Raw genomic sequence first — 13,690 nt, 5'->3', positions numbered from 1 at the left:
TATAGTCAAAGGATATAGGCTTTCAAAAACAAAAGAAATTAACCGAATAACGATTAATTTCTTCTCACAACGCTTATGAAATTAGCATTTCCGCCTTTGCCGGAATGGATATACACGAAATCACACTTTCATTAACCGCATCAACCTTCATCGTTCCGATACTCCTTAGGCGACACTCCTGTGAGCCTTTGAAAGACGGTGGAAAAGTGGGTTTGGCTGTTGAAACCGACCATTTCGGCGATTTCGTAGATTTTGTAGCGATAATCCTTCAAGAGCGCCTTCGCCTTCTCGATCCGAATTTCGTTGATGTATTCAAATATTCCGCGGCCTACCTCCTGCTTGAAGAGACGGCTTACATAGTTCGGGCTCACTTGAAATTGCTCCGCAAGCAGTTTGAGAGATAGGTCCTCTGTGTAGTGCTCCTGCAAATAGCGGATCACGTTGCGGATCAGCAGGCTGTACAGCTTCAACTCGCTGCTGTCCTTCTCCGCAGTCGCCCTCTCGATGACCCGGTTGAAGGATGCGGAGAGCTCTGCAAAGGTTTCCCCTGTTCCCGCCGCCTCTGCGTCCGGCTTTCTCTCATCCAGCATGAAGAGCAGACCTTCGTATACCTTTCGCGCCTCCTGCTCATTCAGACAGCGAGCTCGCTCCACAAGCTTCTGCCAGCGCTCGAGAATTTCCTTGAACTTCTTGAAGTTTCCCTCCCGAAGCGCATTCTTCATCGAGGCAAGCAACACGTCGGATTGCTCGAGGCTGCTCGGGTCGACAGGCTTGCAGAAATGAAAATAAAAAACGGAAGGCTCGGGCATATAGAACGCCTGCTCAAGAGCCGTTTGCGCCTGCGCATATCCCGTTTCCAAGCCTCCGAAGGAGGAGAACCAATCGCTGATGCCAAAGACGGCATCGACATTGACGAACCGTTTCAAGGCCGTAGTAAGTGTTTGAACCAGCCCGTTGACCCGATTCAAGGAGGCCAGCAAGCTCTTCAGCTCACTGTTGCTGATCAGAACGGCCGACACGCGGTCATCGATACGCAGGTACTCGGTCTCCTTCTCCTTCCCCAGCACCTCCGCCACGATATTGTCCACCGTATCCGGCAATATATGGGGCTGCTCATGGGGATAGCGCTTGATCACCGTCCCATAATGCTTGATGGAAAACAGCAGAACGTAGATTCCGGCTTCCTTCAGATGGCTGGATCTCCGCATGACCCCGCTGTTGCCGCGCAGCCCTTCGCGCAGATCATCCGCTTTGGACGAAGCCGGATGATCGGCTCTCGGCTGCTTGGGAGAAAACCCGCCTTGGGTCGCCTCGCTTTGAAGCTCCTTCAGGACGGCGGTGATTTCCTCCTCGTTCATAGCGGGTTTATGAAAATAATCGACCGCTCCGAGCTTCATCGCCTCCTTGACATAAGCGATGTCGTCAAAGCTGCTCAGGATGATGACCTTGGCGGTCGAGCCGAGCTGCCGCATTTCCTTCATCACGGCGATGCCATCCTTCTTCGGCATCTTGATATCCAGGAAGACGACATCCGGACTCAGGCTAGAGATTTGCTCCAGCGTTTCCGCGCCGTCCGCAGCTTCTCCAACGATCTCCATGCCGTTCCCCTTCCAATCGATAACTGATTTTAGACCGATCCGCACCAGCGGCTCGTCATCCGCGATCAGAATTCGCACCTTCCGTCCCCCCTGTCTCTCCTTCGTCATAGAGGAGCGGAACCCGAACGGTGGCAACGGTTCCACCACCCTCCGCTCGCTCCAGAGTCAGCCCGCCTTCTTGTCCAAAATGAAGCTCGAGCCGCTTGCGGATATTGCTCAGTCCAATGGAAGTCATATGATCCGGGAGCGGGATCGTCCCGCTCGCGGCGGGCATCGAATCCGCGATTCCGCGTCCATTGTCCTTGACCCTCATGACCAACTGGTCGTCCTCCTTCTGAATGGACACGATCAACACGCCCTTATACTCGATCCCGTCAAAGCCGTGGAAGACCGCATTCTCGATCAGAGGCTGCAGAAGGAACTTCAAGGTTTTGCACGACCGAACCTCCGGATCGGCATCGAAGGTCACCTCGAATTTGTTCAGATAGCGGAAGTCGAGAATCTTCGTATAGTTCTCCAGAAAATCCAGCTCCTCGGAGATGGCGACGTAATCGCCCGCCTTCCGAGCGGTAAATTTCACGACCGAAATGAAGGCGTTCAAGGCCTCTTCAATGCCGGTGGCACCTTGAATTTTCGCCATCCATTTCACGACATTCAAGGTATTGTACATGAAATGAGGCCGAATCTGCGACTGGAGCGCCGTCATTTCCAGCTCCATCTTCTCCCGCTCCTCCTTATAAATGCGCTGGATGAGGCTGCGGATTTCCTTCAGCATATGATCGATCGTGTTGCTGATCTTCCCCATTTCCCCATTCTGGGTCTCGAAGGAGACGTCCAGATTCCCCTGGGAGACCAGCTTCATCTTGCTGTTCAACTCCGCAAGCGGCTTCATGACCGCCTTCGCAATGCGCGCCGATGTGAAGATGGAGATCATCAGCAAGACGAGCAGGCTGATCACGATGATCGTCACCGTCTCATAAACGATCGACAGCAGCTCTTCCTTCGGGATGACCGTCACCGCTCTCCACCCGGTTATGCCGGAAGCGGAGGATACGGTCAGATTGCCTCCTTTGTCATTACGTCCGTTGGCCGGCAGCAAATCGAAGCTCACTCCCAGTACCGCAGAGGCGGCATCCCCGATTTCTTCAGCCCGTTTACTGTAAATGATGTTTCCCTTCTCGTCCACCAGATAAAATCTTGTGTTCTTGGTGAAGGAGGAGCTGCTCCATAGGGTTTGCAGCTGCTCGGCCTTGATGTTGATCAGGACGAAGCCCAATTTCTTCTTGGAATACGGGTCTATGATCCCCCGGCCGATCGAAACAACAGGTTGAGGCTTTCTCGACAGAAGCTTCTCCAGATGCACCCCGATGGGCACATAACCCCCGTTGCTTTCCGATATCGCTTGGACAAAGGGCTCCTGAGTAAACCCCTCTTTAAGATAAGAGTAGTTCAAATATTCGGTGTGGTTGCGTCCGATAATCCGCTGCTCCGCATTGTGATAGATGGCCAGCGAATCGATCAAATCCGAATAAGGAATCATGCTGCTGCGGATGATGCCGTTCACGGTGTCAAAATCCCGCGCTCGTTCAAGAAGGGGGTACGCTACCTTGTCATACTCCTTGCGCATGATTCGAAACAGGCTGTCGTCTTGAACCGGAAGCATGGACATGCGCAGGAGAGGCTGCATCGAGGTATCCATATTCTTGATGATCTGCTGGTTTTTCTCCACCGCTGCATCCATCACGGTCTGCCGGTTGTTTTCCATGTAAATCCCGGTCAGGATGCCCCCAATAATCAACAATGGCACCACAATGAAGACGGAAAACGCTATGATGAGCTTCTGCTCCATCCGCAGGTTCTTCAGGTTTCGTCTCAGCTTGTTCATGATTCTTCCCGTTTCTCTTCGCTCAACGTATTTTTCCCTTCCCTACGGAACTGTTTGGGCGTCTTCCCCGTGTACTTTTTGAACAATTGGGTGTAATAGCCTTGATTGCAAAACCGGAATAATAATGCGATCTCGGAGATCGACTGGTTGCTGTAGATCAGGATCGGCTTGGATTCCTCGATCTTGCGCCGGTTGATAAATTCCGTGAGCGGCATCCCCGTTTCTTTCTTGAATCGGCAAGACAAATAGCTGGGATGCACGCCCGCATGCCGAGAGAGGATGTCGAGGGTAAGCTCCTGAAAAATATGCTCCCGAATGAAGGACACCGACAGATTGACGATGTGCGAATACTGCAGCGTCTCCTTCTCCCGCTTCAGAACCGAAATAAACTGCAGCACCATTTCGTACTCAAACGAGGTCAGTCGCTCCAGCTCTCCGATCATTTCGATCTCGCGAATCAAGGTGTCGCTTAACTGGAAGGCGGTCTCCGGGTCCACACCCCCGCTGATGATCGCCCTCGTAAACAACGTGCAGGAAGCGATCATGGCGTTCTTTTTGGAGCGCAGCGGATAGCGGGCTAGCGTTGCTCCTTCCAGAGCGTTGATGCGGTGGAGTGTCTCCATCGCTTTGCTCTTGTCGCCAAGTCGGATGGCCTCCAGCAGCTCTTGCTCATAGTCGAGCGGAGGATGAACGAATCCGTCGCTGAGATCTTGGGAGCGAGTGATCAGATAGGAAGGCGCGATGCTGCCTTCGCCATGAACCGTCTTTATCATGAGCTTCACCTTTAAATTTTAATAAAAAGCTAAATAATTTAGTATAATCTTAGGCCCTTCCCGCTTAAAATTCAATCCATAATCCATCGAGGAGGAACGTTAGCATGAGCTGGAGCATATCCAACCAAGGGTTATCGTCCGAAACTTTGTTGAATCTGGAGAGCATTTTTGCGCTGGGAAACGGCTACCTGGGCGTTCGCGGCAATTTCGAGGAAGGCTATGCGGATGCGGAGATTTCGAGCATACGAGGGACGTATTTGAACGCCTTTCACGATGTCATTGACATTCCTTACGGGGAGAAGCTCTACGCTTTTCCAGGAACCCAGCAAAAGCTGGTCAATGTCATCGATTCCCAAAGCGTGAATCTCTATATCGGGGAAGACGAGGAGCCCTTCACGCTCACAGAGGGCAGCGCTTTGAGCTACGAGAGAAGCCTGCATATGGACAAAGGGTTCTCGGAACGGAAGATCCATTGGCGTTCCCCCTCCGGCAAAGAGCTCAAGCTGCACATTCGCAGAGTCGTCTCCTTCACGAACAAGGAGCTTTTTGCAGTAGAGGTCAAGCTTGAGCCTGTCAATTTCGTCGGCAAAATCAAGGTCGTTTCCCGGCTGAACGGGGATGTGAGCAACTACACCAATCCGAACGATCCTCGCGTCGCCGCCGGTCACTCGAAGCGTCTTACCGTTGACGGCTGCGGCTTGCAGGGGGAATACCTATACGTCGAGGATGAGACGATGGCTTCCGCTCTGCGGGTCGCTTGCGTCACCCGCCATGACTGGGACGGAAATTGGAAGGTGGAGACCCGAGCCGGCGCGGCGGAAGGATGGGTGACCGCGGAAGCGGAGCTGACGGGGCCGCTCTGCCTGACGAAATGGAACGTCTACACGGATACCCTCCGGCACGGGGACTCACTGGTCGCCCGCGGCATCTCCCTGCAAAACTCTCTGCGAGAATTGACCTTCGAGGAGCTCTTGAAGCAGCAGCGGCGCTATTTGGATGCCTTCTGGAAAACCTCGGACATCTTGATCGAGAACGATCAGCGCTTGCAGGAGGGAATCCGCTTTAACCTCTATCAGCTCCTGCAATCCGCCGGACGGGACGAACACAGCAACATTTCCGCTAAGGGACTATCGGGAGAAGGCTACGAGGGCCACTACTTTTGGGATACGGAGATCTACATGTTCCCGGTGTTCCTGATGACTTCTCCGGAGCTGGCGAAGCAGCTTCTGTTGTATCGGTATTCCAAGCTGGAGCAAGCCCGGGAGCGGGCGCGGGAGATGGGCCATGCCAAGGGAGCGCTGTACCCGTGGCGGACGATCTCCGGCACCGAATGCTCCTCCTTCTTCCCATCGGGCACGGCGCAATATCACATCAGCGCCGATGTTGCTTACAGTTATATTCAATATTTGCTGGCGGAAGAAGACGATGAGTTCCTGCTCCGTTACGGGGCTGAGGTGCTGTTTGAAACCGCACGCTTGTGGGCGGAAATCGGCCATTATTACGAAGGCCGCTTCCATATCGATGACGTGACGGGGCCGGACGAATACACCTGCGTCGTCAACAACAACTACTACACCAACGTGATGGCGAAGCACAACCTGAAGTGGGCGTATCGCAGCTTTGAGCGGCTGAAGAGCTACGACGAGAAGGGCTTTCAGGAGCTCTGCGCACGCCTTCAGGTGACCGAAGCGGAGGCCCAAGGTTGGCTGCAGGCAGCGGAGGCCATGCTGCTTCCCTATGACGAGAAACTCGGCATCAACCCGCAGGACGATTCGTTCCTCCGAAAAGCGGTATGGGATTTCGCCAATACCCCGCAGGACAAGCACCCGCTCCTGCTGCATTATCACCCGCTCACGCTGTACCGCTATCAGGTGTGCAAGCAGGCTGATACGGTGCTGGCCCACTTCCTTCTGGAGGATGAACAGAGCGAGGAAACGATCCGCCGCTCCTATGACTACTACGAGGCCATCACGACCCACGACTCTTCCTTGTCGTCCTGCATCTTCAGCATCATGGCCTCCAAGGTCGGGTACCACGACAAGGCGTACGATTATTTCATCGAGACGGCCCGGCTCGATCTGGACAACACGCACGGCAACACGAAGGACGGCCTCCACATGGCCAACATGGGCGGGACCTGGATGGCCATCGTCTATGGCTTTGCCGGCACTCGCCTGAAGGAAACCGGCCTGTCGCTGTCCCCGCAAATTCCGGCCGGCTGGGCGACCTATTCCTTCCGGCTGACCTTCCGCGGGCGGCTCCTCTCGGTGACCATTACCACCGCCGGCGTCGAACTGGAGCTTCTGGAGGGCGATGCCCTGACCTTGACCCTCTACAACGATTCGGTCGACTTGCTTTCAGGGACACCGATCACCCATCCGCTCCAGCAACCGAATCGGAAGTAAAGCGAAACCGACACCATGGGAAGGAGTTTTCTAGATGCTGCCAACCGAACAGCTGCAAGCCGTCATCTTTGATCTCGACGGAGTCATCACCGATACGGCGGAATATCATTACCAGGCTTGGGCCATCCTCGCCAAAGAGCTTGGCATCCCCTTCACCCGGGAATTCAACGAGAATCTGAAGGGAGTCTCGCGTCTTGATTCGCTCAAGCTGCTGCTGGGGCAAGCGGATGCTGCGACCTCTCGCGAATACTCGCCGGAGGAGCTGGATCGCCTCGCCACAGAGAAGAATGAACGGTACCAAGAGCTCATCAACCAAGTCACTCCCGACGACGCCCTCCCCGGCATTCTGCCGCTGCTCGGAGAGCTGAAGGAGCGGGGCATCAAGACCGCGATCGCCTCGGCCAGCAAAAACGCGTTTACCGTCGTGCGCCTCCTCGGAATCGAGGAGCAGTTCGACTACATCGTCGACGCAGGCAAGCTGAAGCGGAATAAGCCGGACCCCGAAGTGTTCCTGACAGCCGCCGCCGCACTCGGCGTAGAGCCGGACCGGTGCATCGGGGTGGAGGATGCAGCCGCGGGCGTGGAAGCCATCAAGGCGGCCGGGATGTTCGCCGTGGCCATCGGCCAACTGGAGCTCTTCCCGCATGCGGATCTCGTCCTCCCCGATACTTCCCGTTTGTCCATCGATCTGCTCGCCGCAGCGTTCAGCGCAGCATTCGGCCGATAGAAGCCTATAAAGAGAAGCTCCTGCACCTTCCCGGTGCAGGAGCTTCTTCGCTATACAGCAAAACCCGGTTCCATCGGAACCGGGCCTGTCTGCAGGAGGATATCAACGGGCTTATCGTCTCTTCCAGAACGACAGAAGAGAAGACTTCACCGCATTTTTACGGTCGATATCCACCACTTCGGTGAACGCTGTCTTCTCCAGCTTGTCGATGAGAGCCTCCGCTCCGTGTCTCAGCTTGTAGTTCATTTCCTCCGTATACAGCGGGAGAACGCTGTAGAAGCGTACGGTCTCCCCGCTGTCCATCTTGAGCGTTGAAAATTCCGGATCGGCAATCGTCGGAGGCATCAGCATAACTCCGCTCAGCTTCGTCTGTGAGGCGAAGGGGTCCGCCGGATCGCCGTTCGGGACCGTATGCCCCGGTCCCAGCCAGGAATGGTATTCATGAGGCAGGCGCGCCAGCATCTTCAACCAGCGGATCGGCCAGTAATGGTTCTCATCCTGTATCGCTTCTTGCGAAAGCGGCCAGGAGGAGGGCAGGCAAATCATCAGCTCGGCATAATCGTGCTCCTCCAAGCCTTCGGGTGTGCTCATGGGAAGATAGCTCATCCCCGTGGTGAAGAGGACCTGATAATCCCGTTCCGCCGTTGGTTTGATAAAATGGACGTCAATGTGGATTGTATCCGAAATGACCTCATGAAAGACGGACTCGATCGGTCCGATGTGCTTCTGAAAGTGCTCTTCGATCTTCTCTGACCAGCCCTCTTGTCCATAGGCTGGAGGAGTCCACTCTTGTTCCTCGCGGCTTTCATAGCGGTAAATCGGTTGACCGGAAGGGGAATATTCTGTCGGATTCGGCATTGTTCGACCTCCAAAAGAAGAAAATTATACCATTAGTATATCATTTCTCCGCCTATCATCCTATGAGGTATCGCGCTCCCCCGAGCGCGATTCGCCATCCCCGTCCCGACCCGATCGTGGTTCATTCTCGCTTGGCCGCCTTTCTTTTTCGCTTGGTAGAAATGCCGTTGCCTCCCCCTGCTAGGAACATATTGTATTATGCGATGGTTTCCGTGCGTGATTTTCCGATAAGGGGGGCCGATTTCATGAGATCAAACCCGGGGAGACCGAGCAGCCCGCCAGGGGTTTCTATCATCACCTGCACCAATCGAGCGAGTTTTATCCATACTATTTTTCGGAATTACAGCCGGCAGCTCCATGCCAAGAAAGAGCTCATCATTGTCATCAACAGCAGCCGAATTCCGCTATCCGTCTACCGCAACGCAGCCCGGAAGTATCCCCATGTACACGTGTTCCGCTTGTCAGAGCGCTATACTCTCGGAGCCTGCTTAAACTATGCCGTTAAGAGAAGCCGCTATCCCTATATTGCCAAGTTTGATGACGATGATTATTATGCCCCTTACTATTTAACGGACAGCTTGCAGGCCTTTAAGAGAACGGGTGCCGATATCGTAGGCAAACGGGCTCATTATATGGTTTTGCGCGGTTCCAAAGCTCTCCTCCTTCGGTTCGCGCAGGACGAGAACCGCTATGTCGACATCCTTCCCGGTGCTACGCTCGTCATGAAGCGCAAGGTGTTCCGCTCCGTAAGCTTCCCTAATCAGAGCGTCGGCGAAGACGACGGCTTCTGCATGCGGAGCCGAAAAAGGGGATTCAAGATTTACTCCGCAAGCAAATTCAATTTCGTCGCCATCCGCAGAAAAAACTCTCACGGGCACACGTGGATCATCAGCGACCAAACCTTGCTCGCGCATCACAAGCGAATCCGCGGAGTCACGAATATCCCAAGGTTCATCAGCCGAATGCCAAAGGTGGTTCCCCGATGAGAAGGAAGAAGCCCCCTCTCCTCCGGGAAGGGATAACCGTCCTTACGTGCACCAAACGACCCGAATGCATGCACGCGCTTTTTCGCAACTTCGCCAGGCAGCACTACAAGAACAAGGAGCTCATCGTTATCCTGAATCATCGGACCCAGAGGCTGAGCGACTATCTGGCGGCGGCAAAACCCTACAAAAACATTAGAATCTACCGACTTCCCGAACGCGTGTCGCTCGGCCGCTGCCTAAACTACGGGGTGAAAGCAGCCAAATACGGAGTCATTGCCAAATTTGACGACGACGATTACTACGCCCCCCACTATCTGACCGAAAGCATGCGGACCCTGAAAGGAACAGGCGCCGACATCGTCGGCAAGCGAGCGTATTTCATGTACCTGCGGGGACGAAGGCTGCTTCTCCTCCGCTATCCCGGTATGGATAACCGCTATGTTTCCTATGTTGCGGGGGCGACGCTGCTGTTCAAGCGCCATGTATTCCGAAAGGTCGCCTTCCCCAATCAGAGCTTGGGAGAATGCGTCAAGTTTTGTTCCAGAAGCAGAGCCAAGGGCTTTAAGGTTTATGCGGGGAGCAAGCACAACTTCGTGGCGATTCGCCGAAAAAATTCGCAGGGTCATACCTGGGCCATTAGCGACCGCGCTCTTCTAACGGGGAAGGTAAAGGTGCTGAGAGTGAGGAGCCTGACGAAAACGATCATTCGATAACTCATGACAAGCGAGCCAGTCAAGTGATTCGGCCGGCTCGCTTCGAATGGGACGATTCCCCTGATGTAGAATTATCGTTCCTCATACTCGTGGAATTTATAGGGAGAAATTGTTTTATAGTATTCATCATCCACGATGAATTCATCTCGATTCATTTCCCCCACTGACGGATTGTAGTTCCAAATGACAAGAGGAGCGATTTCATACAACTCATTAGCAACCTTCTCAAATACGGATACATATTGGGGAAAGCGCTTGTCGTAAATGGCTCTTTTGCTTATATATTCTTCGCTTCCATAGGGAACAACCTTCGCAAGTCCATGAATTTGCAAGGTTCCAACGGTTATTGCCACATGTGGATTTTGAGAAATATTCATACATTTCAAGGTGTCTGAATAGCTTCCAAAATACAGATGGATATTTTCATCATAGGCAAAGCAAACAACGGAGTTATCGGGATACTTGCCATTTGTTGTTGCCAAGTTAAGGAGCTTCTCATTTTCTAATTTGTTCTTAATCTTTTCTGAGCTGAGTTCCATCGTATCAACTCCATATGGTTTTAAAAGGTCTCGTATCATATTCCGGCTGATTTGATAGCTCTCCGCCGTCTCCTCCTGCCCTAAAATTTCGTTCAGAATGTCATAATAGAGCTCAACTGCAGCCATAAGCTTGTCGCAGCTTCCTTGATGATCGAGCTTGCCTTCGTAGGTACGAATCAACCGGTTCCGCAGCTCCGGGTTCACCTTGTCGATCTCCTTGCCGATATCCGGTCCCTTGCCTTCCCTCAGGACGAGCAGCTCCGCGATCACATCCCGGATCGTCCCCATTTCCTTATCGGCCCGCAGGAAATGGCCGCGCTTCAGAGAGATGGCCGCACCCCTCACGAATTGCCAAAGGAACCCCATCGATTCGCGGGCCTTGTCCTCCAGAAGCTTTGGGGAAGGAATACTACTCTTGCTCTGCAAGCGTTCCTCCAAGGAGGATGGTTGTTTGTCGAAGAGGATCTTCCAATGCGGCTTTGTGGCCCTGAGCTTATCAAAGGCCCAGACGCCTACATCCAGCTCCAAATAGCTGCCGAGCAGCAAGCAGGAGACATAGATATCCGGTTCATGGCGATAAACCTTATGCCGGACAACCGAGTGATGACGCTTCAACAGGCTGATGAGCTCCTCATGGATCCGGGGGACCTGCCCGCTCTCTTCCGCGACCGCTACGACATCCAGATCCGAATAGGCGTCCCGAAAGCCATACGCCCCGGAACCGACCAGGATCAGTCCGCGAATCCCTTCAATCCCTTGAGCCAAGGCTTGCAACTCCGTTAAAACCGCTTCTCGTTCAGCAGCAGAGTACATCCGGATTCCTCCTACAGGTAATCGATAGTTTACGTGGCTAATATCCTTACTGTAGAAAAGATCCCTCATCTCCGCAATTCCCTCTTTTCGTATAGTGGATTATTCCGGGGAAAGCCGAAGAGCGAGCCGAATTGGCAACAACAGGAGAGCGACCGTACAACGTGAAAAAAGCACCCTGACGGGTGCTTGAATGGAAGCAGGATGCGCCTTCTATATTGGCAAGTGTTCCGCTCGATAAAAGTCGGTGATCCGCTCCAAAATCGGCCACAAAGCGATTAAAGGCGGCCGTGGGTCGGAAATTAGACGACCCCTTGGGCGATCATGGCATCCGCCACCTTGAGAAAGCCGGCGATGTTGGCGCCGACGACGAGGTTCCCCGGATGGCCGTATTCCTCGGCCGCCTGGACGGAGTTCTGGTAAATGCTGCGCATGATCCCATGCAGCCTCGCGTCCACTTCCTCGAACTCCCAAGCCTGTCTCGTGCTGTTCTGCGCCATTTCCAGAGCGGATACCGCCACGCCCCCCGCATTGGCCGCCTTAGCTGGCCCGAACAAGACTCCCGCCTGCAGGAATACCTCAATCGCCTGCAAGGTGGAAGGCATATTGGCCCCTTCGCCTACAGCCTTCACGCCGTTCTTGACCAGAAGCTTCGCCGCATCCTCATCGATTTCATTCTGAGTCGCACATGGAAGCGCGATGTCGCAGGGAATCGACCAGATCCCGCTGCAGCCCTCCTGATACGTTGCGCCCGGGTGGTCCAACACGTATTCCGCGATCCGCTTTCTCTCCTGCTCCTTCAACCGACGAACCGCCGCAAGATCGATTCCGTTTGGATCATGAATGTACCCGTTGGAGTCGCTGCAGGCCACGACCTTGGCCCCGAGCTGCGCAGCCTTCTCCACGGCATAGATCGCCACGTTGCCGGAGCCGGATACCACGACCGTGCTGCCTTCGAAGCCGAGCCCTTTGGCCGCGAGCATTTCATCGACGAAATAGACGCAGCCATACCCCGTCGCTTCCGTGCGAGCCAGGCTGCCACCATAGAGAGTACCCTTTCCGGTCAAGACTCCCGCTTCATGGGCTCCGCGAATTCGTTTGTATTGGCCGAACAGATAGCCGATCTCTCGCCCGCCAACCCCGATGTCCCCTGCGGGAATATCCGTATCCGGGCCTATGTATTTAGACAGCTCCGTCATGAAGCTCTGGGTGAACCGCATGATCTCCCGATCCGACTTGTCCTTCGGATCGAAATCCGATCCACCTTTTCCGCCGCCGATCGGCTGACCTGTCAAAGAATTCTTAAAGGTCTGTTCAAACCCGAGGAACTTGATGATGCTCGCATTCACGGAGGGATGGAAGCGCAGCCCGCCTTTATACGGCCCGATCGCGCTGTTAAATTGAACCCGGAATCCGCGATTCACCCGGACAATCCCTTGATCGTCCACCCACGGCACTCGAAAGGTCACGAGCCGCTCCGGTTCCACGATTCGCTCCAAAATGCCCTGTTCCCGATACTTCGGATGTTTGGCAAGCACCGGTACGAGGGATTCCAGAATCTCCTTCACCGCTTGCTGAAACTCGCTCTCGTTCGGATTGCGCCTCTGCACCGTTTCGAAGACGGCCTGAATGTACTCTCTTGCCTGGATCTCTTGCTCTGCTGCAACAGCCACTCCCTCAACCACCTTTGCTTGAATGTTGGGTGTTCCTTTAGTTTTACCCTTTTCGCGGAGTTTGAGCAAGTGGAATTGACATGAAATGTGAGATTTTTCAACCGGAGTTATCACCTGATACGATCACGAACATGATCGAAGAAGAAGCCTAGCAACCGCTTGTATGCATCAAGCACGGCATCGGGACTATTCACATGAGCAATGTTCGCACTTCTACAGATGCTTGATCATCGCCTTCTGCCCTTTCGCTTCGGCAATCACTTCGAACCCCATGCGCTCGTACAAAGCGTTTGCCGCCGCATTCTTCGCAAAGACATTCAAGACGATCTTACCCAGCCCTTCCTTCTTGGCCGCCTCTGCCAAATAAGCAATGATTCTTTGGCCATAGCCCTTTTTGCGGTGGTTCTCATAGACGAGAATATCGTAGATAAACGCTACGTCCATCTCCAGGATATGTCTCTTCTCATGCCACAGAAACCCGACGTCCTCTCCTTTATCGTTTACCATGACGTTCAAATTCAAGCAATCGAGGTCCACTCCAACCGGCAGCAGCCTGCTGACCTCCGTTTCGGCAAAAGCTCGGGCCTCTTCCGCGCTGGCCACAGAATCCGTTCCCACCAGCTCCTCGCAATACTTTTCGACCACTTCGTTCCGATACGCCGTGAATTCCTCTTGTGTCAATTTTCGAGTGGATACGATCTCGCTCATGCCATTCCCTCCTTT

General features: G+C 53.9%; 11 protein-coding genes. 4 read left to right on the top strand and 7 right to left on the bottom strand.

Annotation, left to right across the window (positions count from 1 at the left end):
• Window positions 1–140 precede the first annotated feature (140 nt).
• The 3 genes from BN2684_RS05140 to BN2684_RS05130 are packed head-to-tail and all read right to left on the bottom strand — an operon-like array spanning window position 141 to window position 4,256.
• Entirely contained in the window at window positions 141–1,676 is a 1,536-nt protein-coding gene (locus BN2684_RS05140; protein ID WP_058301108.1) for a response regulator transcription factor, read from the bottom strand.
• A complete protein-coding gene (locus tag BN2684_RS05135; RefSeq protein WP_058301107.1) occupies window positions 1,654–3,483 on the bottom strand; it encodes a cache domain-containing sensor histidine kinase in 1,830 nt (609 codons plus the stop codon). Before BN2684_RS05135 ends, BN2684_RS05140 begins: the two co-directional genes overlap by 23 nt.
• Complete coding sequence (locus BN2684_RS05130; RefSeq protein ID WP_058301106.1) at window positions 3,480–4,256, bottom strand: AraC family transcriptional regulator; 777 nt, start codon at window positions 4,254–4,256, stop codon at window positions 3,480–3,482. Before BN2684_RS05130 ends, BN2684_RS05135 begins: the two co-directional genes overlap by 4 nt.
• A 104-nt stretch (window positions 4,257–4,360) precedes the next feature.
• On the opposite strand from BN2684_RS05130, the gene BN2684_RS05125 reads away from it, so the two are divergent.
• Window positions 4,361–6,661: a glycoside hydrolase family 65 protein gene (locus tag BN2684_RS05125; protein WP_058301105.1), complete on the top strand. Its 2,301-nt coding sequence runs from the start codon at window positions 4,361–4,363 to the stop codon at window positions 6,659–6,661.
• 34 nt (window positions 6,662–6,695) lie between these two features.
• A complete protein-coding gene (gene pgmB, locus BN2684_RS05120; RefSeq protein WP_058301104.1) occupies window positions 6,696–7,388 on the top strand; it encodes a beta-phosphoglucomutase in 693 nt (230 codons plus the stop codon).
• Between the two features lie 111 nt (window positions 7,389–7,499).
• On the opposite strand, the gene BN2684_RS05115 is transcribed toward pgmB, so the two are convergent.
• Entirely contained in the window at window positions 7,500–8,246 is a 747-nt protein-coding gene (locus BN2684_RS05115) for a suppressor of fused domain protein (protein ID WP_058301103.1), read from the bottom strand.
• A gap of 245 nt (window positions 8,247–8,491) precedes the next feature.
• On the opposite strand from BN2684_RS05115, the gene BN2684_RS05110 reads away from it, so the two are divergent.
• Both BN2684_RS05110 and BN2684_RS05105 read left to right on the top strand, forming a co-directional pair.
• Window positions 8,492–9,232 (top strand): glycosyltransferase family 2 protein, encoded by a 741-nt coding sequence (locus BN2684_RS05110; RefSeq protein ID WP_058301102.1) that lies wholly within the window; start codon window positions 8,492–8,494, stop codon window positions 9,230–9,232.
• Window positions 9,229–9,945: a glycosyltransferase family 2 protein gene (locus BN2684_RS05105; RefSeq protein WP_058301101.1), complete on the top strand. Its 717-nt coding sequence runs from the start codon at window positions 9,229–9,231 to the stop codon at window positions 9,943–9,945. Before BN2684_RS05110 ends, BN2684_RS05105 begins: the two co-directional genes overlap by 4 nt.
• 71 nt (window positions 9,946–10,016) lie before the next feature.
• Here the strand turns inward: BN2684_RS05105 and BN2684_RS05100 are convergent, their stop codons facing one another.
• The 3 genes from BN2684_RS05100 to BN2684_RS05090 form a co-directional block, all read right to left on the bottom strand.
• Window positions 10,017–11,297 (bottom strand): pyridoxamine 5'-phosphate oxidase family protein, encoded by a 1,281-nt coding sequence (locus BN2684_RS05100; protein WP_058301100.1) that lies wholly within the window; start codon window positions 11,295–11,297, stop codon window positions 10,017–10,019.
• 299 nt (window positions 11,298–11,596) lie between these two features.
• Window positions 11,597–12,967 (bottom strand): NADP-specific glutamate dehydrogenase, encoded by a 1,371-nt coding sequence (gdhA, locus tag BN2684_RS05095; protein WP_058301099.1) that lies wholly within the window; start codon window positions 12,965–12,967, stop codon window positions 11,597–11,599.
• A 213-nt stretch (window positions 12,968–13,180) separates the two neighbouring features.
• Complete coding sequence (locus BN2684_RS05090; protein WP_058301098.1) at window positions 13,181–13,675, bottom strand: GNAT family N-acetyltransferase; 495 nt, start codon at window positions 13,673–13,675, stop codon at window positions 13,181–13,183.
• Window positions 13,676–13,690: the final 15 nt, after the last annotated feature.

Source organism: Gorillibacterium timonense (assembly GCF_001457415.1).
Lineage (GTDB): Bacteria > Bacillota > Bacilli > Paenibacillales > NBRC-103111 > Gorillibacterium > Gorillibacterium timonense.
Note: the sequence above shows the minus strand (reverse complement) of the source record. Positions and strands in the feature narration are given on the sequence as shown.